Here is a 9,422-nt window from a genome sequence, read left to right on the forward strand (position 1 = left end):
TTCTCTTACTAAAAAAAGCTACAAATCTCATATTTCCAAGCGTATGCGTAAGTTGCGAATGTATCATTGATGAAAATCTTAATCTGTGTAGTGAATGCAACAAAAAAATCAATTTTCTAACTAAGCATTACTGCAATGTTTGTGGCGTAGTAATCTCAGACAATATTTATACGTGTGGTAAGTGCATCATCAATCCTCCACCGTTTATAGCTCTTTTTACAATAATCCGAACAGATCATAATATGCTACTGCTCTACCATAGCCATAAGCACATATCTTATCCTATTCGGACTATTGCGAGAAGTGCTATACTATACCGCGGCGGTATCTCAGCCGCTAACAAGCAGCGGGATGACAGCAATCTACGTCATACCGCGATTCATTCACGGTATCTCTTAGCCGCTAACACGTAGCGGAATGACGATTGTCGGTAAATCTAAGTTACTGTAGCTATAAAGGCTTTCACAATAACCTATTTTCCTTGAAACCAAAATAGCTACTGAATGTAATAATAATGTGGTCTATTAATTCTATTCCTATACTTTGGCAAGCTTCTGCTAGTTGTCTAGTGAGAGATATATCGCTATTTGAAGGTTGTGTATCTCCGCTTGGATGATTGTGAGATATTACAATGGATGTTGAACCAATCAAAAGTGCGCGCTTGATGATCTCTCTGACATAAAGAGGAGTTTGATCTACTGTACCAATATTTTGCAGGTCTTCCGCTATTAGACGATACTTTTTATTCATATAGATGACACGAAAATTTTCCTTATTGAGGCTTCCTATACTTATTCTTAAATAATCAAGCAATTTTTCCCAGTTATCGATTACGGGCAGGTTTTTTATTTCTTCTCTTGCAGAACGAACAAAGGCTTGTTTTACACAAAAGATGGCAGATATCGCTGCATTGCTGACATCATCAACGTTTTGCAGCGCTTCCAGGTCAGCATTAAAAACTTTATTTAAGCTGCCAAAACTTTCTATCAAACTCTTTGCCACCGGTTTTACATCAATTCTACTATATGCTGAATATAAAATGTGCTCTAAAACTTCATAATCAAGTAATGATTGTCCATTATCTAAAATAATTTTCTCTCTTAGGCGCTTTCTATGACCCTTTTTGTAATTTTTCATCATCAATGAATTGCTTATCTCTTGTATAATAAGAAATTAGATTTTTAAGTAAAATATTTAATAAAGCGCATGACGCACAATTGTAAGAACATCCATTTTTAAAGACAGCAAATGGTGTCATGAAAGTAGCTGAGATACTCTCCTCCTTTGTCATCCGAGTAGCTGACACTGGTTCCTTTGCGACGGCAGTGCCCAGAGGTGTCATCCCAGTGCATGCACATAGTGCAAAAAATTAAAAACAAGACGCCAATACGTAATACTGTTGTCGTTTAGTCTGCACAGATCGAAGATAAATGAATACCTTCAGTATCATGATAAAGGGGCTGGCGAAGGGTGTCAAGTAGTTTTTAGCTCTGCCTTCTAAGGCTTTTACTCGTGACAACCACTGTGCCTGCGATCTTATCGTGCCAAGTTTGACAGCGTTTGTTGAAATTTGACCATAAAAAGCCCAAGAACAATGGTGCAACTGACAATATAAAGGAAAAAAATCTCTTTGTTGCTTGTTTTATGGTCATCTTTTCGAAAGTTTGTGCATCCACAACTCTAAGCCCAAATAATAGTTTTCCAGGTGTAGTAGCAAACTTTACCCACATATATATTACATAGCAAAAGAGCATAATAAACTGGAGTATTTGATTTAGGATTAGTAATTTTATAAGTCTACTCTGCGTTGTCTTTTCTTCCGCAGACAGTGGTGCTTGCATTGGGGATTTTGCAGCAATTTGACTTAATATTTTGCTATCCTCTGAGTTCATAAAGAGCTGATTTAAGGCTTGGCTGCAAAACTGCAAGAACAAAACGATAATAATCAAATCAAGCAATACTGATATATAGCGCCTGAGGCCCGTTACATAACATATCCCATTTTCATCTTTCTTTACCTTTTGAATAACATTTATAGAAGAAAAAATAGAAAATAAACGATTAAAAAATTTATGTAACATATATATACTTTCCAATATTTAACGTGCCCCTGGCCGGACTTGAACCAGCATGCTTTTGCAAGCAACAGATTTTGAGTCTGCCGTGTCTACCATTCCACCACAGGGGCATTAAGTTTTAATGCTATAGGCAACACGGAATTAGTCAAATTTTATATGTCTTTCAAATCAAAACTAAATATTCTACAATAATCAACAATTACTCTCAAAACTTAAAATGAATGAATTAGCCAATCTCCTCAGTTCAAGAAGTGTAGATAAGGAAATATGTAAATTACCGCATAATTTAGAAGCTGAACAGATGCTTATTGGTGCAATGATTCGTGATAATAGAATCTGTGATGCAGTTGAAGACACAATTACAGCAGAAAATTTCTATGATCCACTGCATCAAAGTATTTTTACGCAAATATCTAAAACCAGAAAACATGGCATAGTTGCCAATGAACTGAGCCTTAAAATGTTTTTTGAAAACGACCAAGCATTTACCGAGTGTGGTGGGGTAGAGTACTTAGCAAAGCTTGCAGCGAAGGCAAGTATTGCACTTGATATTTATAATTTGACTAGAATAATCCGTGATACTTACTTAAGGAGATGTTTAATCAAGCTCGGGCAAGAAATAGTTGGTGATAGCTACAACTACGATATTGAAAATCCTGCACAGGCGCAAATTGAACAAGCAATGACAAAATTGTTCAATTTGGCAGTAAAAAAACAAGGTGAGAAAACATATATAAAACTTGCAAGTTCAATTAAAGATGTAGTTGAGAAGATCAGCACACTGAAAAATAATCCAGAAGCGCTAGGCGTTACAACCGGACTTCAAGATCTAAATCAGCTTCTTGGTGGTCTACAAAAATCTGATTTATTAATTTTAGCTGCAAGGCCTTCTATGGGTAAAACAGCATTGGCGCTAAACATCGCACTTAATGCTTGTAAGATGTTGCAAAAAAGAGCAGATAAGCAACACTATGTAGCGTTTTTCTCGCTTGAAATGTCAGCAGAGCAATTAACTGCAAGGCTGATCACTATAGATTCAGGAATTAGTTATTATAAGGCATTAACGGGGAGAATTAGTGATTTTGAATTGCATGAATTTATCAATACTAGTACAGAATTATCTGAACTGCCTTTCATCATAGATGACACCCCTGCGCTATCAATTAGTGCCCTTCGCACCAGAATACGCTTGCTGTATCAATTATATAATGTAGAAGTGGTATTCATTGATTATTTGCAGCTAATCAGAGGAACAACAAAAAGGAGTAATGAAAATAGAGTGCAAGAAATCTCGGAAGTGACGCAGGGTTTGAAAGCAATTGCAAAGGAGCTAAATATTCCCATTGTTGCACTATCTCAGCTCTCTCGTTCTGTTGAGCAGAGGGATGATAAAAAACCACAACTTTCTGATTTACGTGATTCAGGGAGCATAGAGCAAGACGCAGATATAGTAATGTTTCTCTATAGAGAAGAGTATTATGAACTAAGAAAACAGCCAAATGAAGGAAACAATAAACATCGGGAATGGCAAGAGAAAATGGAAAAAATTAGAAACATTGCAGAGCTCATTATTGCAAAGCAGAGAAATGGACCAATTGGCAGTGTGAAGCTATATTTTGACTCTAACAGAGGTGCATTTAAAGATTACACGGAAAGGCATAGTTCATAGCTTGACAGCAATCTTCTTGTTCCCAAGTTTATCAATTATTTTTTTTATGTAAAGATAGCTTGATAACTTCTTAAAAATCCTTTCATAATGGTATTATATTTTATAATACGTGAGATGATGAATGAAAACAATGTACCCTATTATATAGCTGGAACTCTGGCTGCTTTAACTTTATTAGCATCTGGAGTGTTTGCTGCAGCTCCTTATATTGGTTTCTTAGCTCCAGTTGCAGCATTAAGTGTTGGCCTTCCATTTATTATTGGTGGTGCTGTATTTTCTGCTGTAGCTATTGCACTTTCGTATGCAGCAGTTAGTAAGAACAAAACTATTTCTGAGAAGGAAGCTCAGCTTTCTGATGAAAAAAGTAAAGTAGAAGCTAAAGGTAAAATAATTTCTGAGAAAGTAAAAGAAATATCCGAAAAAAATACTCAACTGGCTAATCAAGCAAAAGAGATAGAAGATAAAGATAAAACTATTTCTGAGAAAGATCGGGAGATTTTTAGAATGAAAAATGAGTTGGCTGCAACCAGAAGGATTAATGCTTCTCAGCCAGGTAATGCGGTAGAATTTGATAGCATAAACCAGCAGCTTACTAAGAGAGATTTCGAAGTACAAACTCAAGAGCAAGCCATTATTTCACAAGCAAAAGGGAAATTTAATAGTGTTGGAAATAAATTAAAAAATATTTATGATACTATGCCATCAGCTGAGTTTGCAAAGGATATCAAAACAGCATCTGAAAAAGCATTTACTTCTACAAAAGAAGCATTTATTAGTGGTCGTGTAACTCGTATTGTTAAAGATGGCTTAAAAGATGTTTATGGTACGTCATTTGAACCAGTAAAAAGTGCACTTAATAGCTTTGGAAGCAGCTTGAAAAACACTTGTGATACATCAATTGAGTCAGCAAAAGGGACAATTAGTAGTGTTGGAAATAAATTAAAAAATGTTTATGATACTATGCCATCAACTAAAATAGAATTTTCATGGGTCTCAGAAAAATTTTCACCATACTGGAATAGTGTTAAAAGCTTGATGTTTGGTAATAAGGCAGATCAAGCAAGTGGTGCTAGTCAACTTTCAAGTGAATCTCAAGGTAATGGTATTGTTATTCCAGAGGGGGCAAAGCTAGAGCTTTCTCCAATATTATTTGATTTTTTGTTTAGAGAAAAACAGAAGATGGTAAGGCAATTTTTAAGAGAGCAAACTGATGAAAAAAAGAATGTGGCTACACAAGAAAATTTAAAAACTGAGACTCCTAGCCAGGAAAATCAGATGAATATTGATAACGTTCCTAAGCAACCTGATCATTTAAATGTTGATGCTGCTAAAAGGTATTTAATGAGTCTTTCTGAGGATCAGGATGTATTTTATGATGCAGAATCTGGTGATGAAAAAGGTACTGAGGTTTCTAGCCCAGAAAGTCAGCCAACTAAAGAAGAAAATGGTCAAGGCTGGTTTGCATGGAGCCTAGGAAAGGTTAAGTCGGCAATGACTGAAGTAGTAGTGATAGATGCTGATGTTACTAAATCACATTTTGCTAAAGTAACTAAGGCACTTGCCACCTAACTTGAATATGTAGGCAGCGGTGTGCACCGTCGTTAACTAAAGATAATCCCATCCAGGAGAAATAGTTTTTACACTATTTCTCCTCTTTAGCATCAACCCTCAAAAAAACCGGCGTAGGTTTAGGCAATGTTATGCATGAACTTACGCACGCGTCGCACAAAGATTTTAAATCTCGTTGTTCTTTCGGAATTTGCAGTTGATTTAGTATCATCTCTGCTGACTTGGGAACGATTGGCTGCAATAAAATGCCTATTATCCTGATATATTCCAGTAACTTGTAAATTACTAAATTCATGCGCTCTCTGTCAGTTTTGCTTAGTGTCCAGGGTGCACTTTTGTCTATGTAGGCATTTGCTTCAGAAGAGATGTTGATAATTAGAAGTATAATCTGGTTAAATTCATACTTTGATAGGTGATTCATCACTTGATCGAGTATAGCTTTGCAACCTGGAAGACTTTCTTCACCTTTAAGTAGGCTTTGATCGATTGTTGGTACAATTCCAGAACATTGCTTGTGTAAAAATGAAATTGTTCTTTGTACTAAATTGCCTATGTTGTTTGCCAGTTCTGAATTTATCCGGCTGATCATATTTTTCTTACTAAAGTTGCCATCTTGGCCGAATCTTCCTTCCCGAAGGAGAAAATAGCGTAGCTGATCAACACCAAACTCTTGAGCGAGGCCAATTGGATCTATGACATTACCAAGGGACTTGGATATTTTCTCTCCCTCGTTCAACCACCAACCATGAACTGCAATTTGTTTTGGCAGTGGCAGGTCTGCTGCAAGGAGAATCGCTGGCCAATATACAGCATGAAAGCGCAATATGTCTTTACCGATTACATGAACGTTGAAAGAGTTGTCAGCTAGGTTTGCAGCGCTTGACACTGGAATCTGCGTTTTCCCTTGGTTTGGTGTCATTCCAGTACTTGACACTGGAATCTGTGTTTCTGGTTCTGCCCAAAACCTCTTATATTCCTCACCTTCAGTACTAGGGAAACCTATTGATGTAAGATAATTGGTTAATGCATCTATCCAAACATAGATTACGTGTTTGTCATTACCTGGTACTTTTATTCCCCAGTTAAAACTAGTGCGAGAGATTGAGAGGTCAATGAGCCCTGATCTTACAAACGATATCACTTCATTTCTTCTGCTCTCAGGAAAGATAAAACTTGGCTGATTTTTATAGAGTTCCAGTAATTTTTCTTGCCAGTTTGATAAGCGAAAAAAGTAACTCTCTTCTTTTATCCACTGGACCTCAGCACCTGTTGGTGCTTTGCCATCTATCAGCTCTGACTCCTGATAAAATGCTTCATCACGAACTGAATACCAACCCGAATAGGAATCCAAATATATTTGCCCTCTCTCTTCAAGTCTATTCCATAAAGCTATAACTGCTTTTTTGTGACGTTCCTCCGTAGTGCGAATAAAATCGTCATACTCAAAATTCATGAACTTAGCCAATTCTTTAAATGAAACGCTCACTTCATCTGTAAATTCTTTTGGCTGCATTTCCTTTGCTTTAGCTGCTTTTTCTATTTTTTGTCCATGTTCATCTGTACCGGTGGTAAATTTGACATTTTTCCCAGCTAGTTTCATGAACCTTGCCACCACGTCACACAAGAGAGAAGTGTATGCATGACCAATATGCGGCTTATCGTTTACGTAATATACTGGCGTGGTGATGTAAAAGTTCTCGAATTGTTCCATGGTTTAGCATTTTGATAAAAATCAACTGAGTTAATTATAGTATTAAAAAGGCAGTAATAAATAAATATTGATTGGGTTAAGCATAATTTTTGAAAAAAGCTATTTACTGAAATTTTATTAAAATAAGAAACAATCAGGCATGATTATTGAAAGAACAATGAGAAATTTTCTTGTAATTCTATTTATAGTTTTCTATGCATTTGATGCACACGCTGATGGAGCAACAGATGTAATGTGTAATGTAATAGGTTACGTTCATGGAATAGGTAGACCAATGATTACAGTGGTAATAATTGGTTCAAGCTTACTTGGAATATTTGGCAGAATGCCTTGGCCTGCACTTTTCGCACTGGGTATGTTTGTTGCTGTGTTTTTTGGTGCTCCTCAAATTGTAACAAAGGTAACAGAAAAAGAAGTTTGTTGTCTTTTTAAAGGTCAAACCTTGGAGAATGGAAAGTGTGTTGCTGCTCCTGGATATGAACGTGTAGGTACAGATTATGCTTGTCGTTCCTGTTGGGCGCTAACTAATAAAGGCTACTGTATAAAAGCTGGCCAAGATCCTTCAAAGTATTGGAAGTGAAAATGGTGCTTTTATAGAGTTATAGCTCTTTTTACAGTAATCCGAACAGATCATAATATGCTACTGCTCTACCATAGCCATAAGCACATATCTTATCCTATTCGGACTATTGCGAGAAGTGCTATAAATCTAACAAACCGCAGAGTATATAATTAACATCCACGCCTTTAGTTAGATTCCACTCACGCTTTATTACGTTGTACTCCATGCCAGCCATGTTTTGCAGCGTTACATTATTTTCTCTTAAGTGATTTGCAATTTCTGACGGCTTGAGAAATTTATTCCAGTTATGTGTACCTTTTGGCAGCCAATTTAATATGTACTCTGCACCAATTATTGCAAGGCAGAAGGATTTGATAGTTCTATTTATTGTGGATATAAATATCAGCCCATTCGGTTTTAGCAGTTCTATCGCTTTTTTCATGAAAAGCTCTAAATTATCCACATGTTCAACTACTTCCATCAACAGAACCACGTCGTACTTCTTGTCATTGCTTAGCTCTTCAATGCTGGTGTGTATATATTCTATATTTAACCCTACTTTTTTTGCATGTGAATGCGCTACTTTTATGTTTTCTTCACATACATCTATTCCCACAACGTTAATGCCAACGCGTGCCATTGACTCTGACAAAATGCCACCACCGCATCCAACATCAAGCAATGATAATTCTTTCAAATTGCATTTTTTTAACTCTTTTATTTTCTCAATAATGTAAGATACTCTAACAGGATTCATTATGTGCAATGGTTTGAATTTGCCGTTCTCATCCCACCACTGGCCTGCCATTTTAGCGAATTTTGATATTTCATCTTCGTTATAAGTTTTTGTTTTTTTTTTCTTAGAGGTTATATTACTGAGTTTATCAAGGCGTTTTTTATGTCTGCTTTCTTTTGAAAATTCTGTTTCGAGGAATTGTTTGACTATGTCTTTTGCTAATCCACTCGCAGTAAATCCTGCACCAAGACACAGTACATTTGCGTTGCCATGCTCGCGAGCTAATTTTGCGATCTCAACACTGTTACATAAAGCAGCGTAGATTCCTTCAAAACGATTTGCCACAGTACTCATGCCCAAACCTGTACCACAAATTAATATCCCATAATTTGCTTTTTTGCTTGTTATATCTTCTACAACTTTAACAGCATAGTTTGGGTAATCTACACACTTTTGCTTAGCAGTGCAGCCTTGATCTACTACTCTGTAACCTAGGGCTTCCAGGTAAGGTTTTATTTCTGATTTTAATTCATAACCAGCATGATCCGAGGCAATTGATACTATACCTAACATATAAGAAATAAGGACATTTTATATGGGTTTGAACTTTCTGTCAAGTCATTCAATGCTTCTGACCTTTTGGGGGTTCTAAAGCTATAGCTAAGGTTTTCCTACGTCATACCGCAATTCATTCCACAACTGTACGAACATTGTGATTTGAGAATAATCTCCGCCAGGAAGGGTGTCATCCCAGTGCTTTGGCACTGAGATCCAGAAAACTTAATTTTAAATAAGTACACCAGATAGCTGTATAATAAGAACTGGATCCCAGTGGGCTTTGTTGCATAGCAACTGAAAAAATCTGGTGGCTACTGACAAAATTCATTATAAAATAGCCATTTAACCTTGAAAGAAAAAATATGCCACAAAAAATGAGGGTCAGTAACCATAGCGAATATAACAAATTTCTAGAAAAAAGAGGAAATATTTTTCATTATATCAACGAAGCCATAGAAAAGTGGTACGAGAATGGTCCAAAAATACCAGGTGGCAACAATATTTATAGCGATAAAGTTGTAATTTTGGTGCACATAATA

The 9,422-nt window shown here is 36.3% G+C and carries 8 protein-coding genes, 1 tRNA gene and 2 pseudogenes; 5 read left to right on the forward strand and 6 right to left on the reverse strand.

Annotation, left to right across the window (positions count from 1 at the left end):
• Positions 1-216, forward strand: a pseudogene (locus OZD68_RS06555) (double zinc ribbon domain-containing protein); the annotation flags it as partial.
• A 246-nt stretch (positions 217-462) separates the two neighbouring features.
• Here OZD68_RS06555 and radC read toward each other — a convergent pair.
• From radC to OZD68_RS00760, 4 genes are all read right to left on the reverse strand, one after another.
• Positions 463-1,137 carry a RadC family protein gene (gene radC / locus OZD68_RS00745; RefSeq protein WP_182309292.1) on the reverse strand — a complete coding sequence of 225 codons (675 nt, stop codon included), beginning with the start codon at positions 1,135-1,137 and terminating at the stop codon, positions 463-465.
• On the reverse strand, positions 1,112-1,306 hold the full coding sequence (locus OZD68_RS00750) for a hypothetical protein (RefSeq protein ID WP_220468113.1): 195 nt from the start codon (positions 1,304-1,306) through the stop codon (positions 1,112-1,114). Before OZD68_RS00750 ends, radC begins: the two co-directional genes overlap by 26 nt.
• 178 nt (positions 1,307-1,484) lie before the next feature.
• On the reverse strand, positions 1,485-2,081 hold the full coding sequence (locus OZD68_RS00755) for an RDD family protein (RefSeq protein WP_182309263.1): 597 nt from the start codon (positions 2,079-2,081) through the stop codon (positions 1,485-1,487).
• A gap of 24 nt (positions 2,082-2,105) precedes the next feature.
• Positions 2,106-2,188 (reverse strand) — tRNA-Leu (locus OZD68_RS00760).
• Between the two features lie 107 nt (positions 2,189-2,295).
• Here OZD68_RS00760 and OZD68_RS00765 point away from each other — a divergent pair.
• Entirely contained in the window at positions 2,296-3,747 is a 1,452-nt protein-coding gene (locus OZD68_RS00765; protein WP_182309262.1) for a replicative DNA helicase, read from the forward strand.
• A gap of 114 nt (positions 3,748-3,861) precedes the next feature.
• Positions 3,862-5,316 (forward strand): hypothetical protein, encoded by a 1,455-nt coding sequence (locus OZD68_RS00770; RefSeq protein ID WP_259365967.1) that lies wholly within the window; start codon positions 3,862-3,864, stop codon positions 5,314-5,316.
• Positions 5,317-5,389: 73 nt separating this feature from the next.
• Here the strand turns inward: OZD68_RS00770 and metG are convergent, their stop codons facing one another.
• Positions 5,390-7,027 (reverse strand): methionine--tRNA ligase, encoded by a 1,638-nt coding sequence (metG, locus tag OZD68_RS00775; protein ID WP_182309261.1) that lies wholly within the window; start codon positions 7,025-7,027, stop codon positions 5,390-5,392.
• Between the two features lie 139 nt (positions 7,028-7,166).
• On the opposite strand from metG, the gene OZD68_RS00780 reads away from it, so the two are divergent.
• The gene (locus OZD68_RS00780; RefSeq protein ID WP_182309260.1) at positions 7,167-7,607 is read left to right on the forward strand and encodes a TrbC/VirB2 family protein; all 441 of its coding nucleotides are present in this window, start codon (positions 7,167-7,169) and stop codon (positions 7,605-7,607) included.
• Positions 7,608-7,728: 121 nt separating this feature from the next.
• Here OZD68_RS00780 and ubiG read toward each other — a convergent pair whose 3' ends face one another.
• Entirely contained in the window at positions 7,729-8,898 is a 1,170-nt protein-coding gene (gene ubiG / locus OZD68_RS00785; RefSeq protein WP_182309259.1) for a bifunctional 2-polyprenyl-6-hydroxyphenol methylase/3-demethylubiquinol 3-O-methyltransferase UbiG, read from the reverse strand.
• 347 nt (positions 8,899-9,245) lie between these two features.
• On the opposite strand from ubiG, the pseudogene OZD68_RS06705 reads away from it, so the two are divergent.
• Positions 9,246-9,422: pseudogene (locus tag OZD68_RS06705) on the forward strand (IS5 family transposase); the annotation flags it as partial.

The organism is Wolbachia endosymbiont of Drosophila bicornuta, from assembly GCF_028982105.1.
Taxonomy (GTDB): domain Bacteria; phylum Pseudomonadota; class Alphaproteobacteria; order Rickettsiales; family Anaplasmataceae; genus Wolbachia; species Wolbachia pipientis.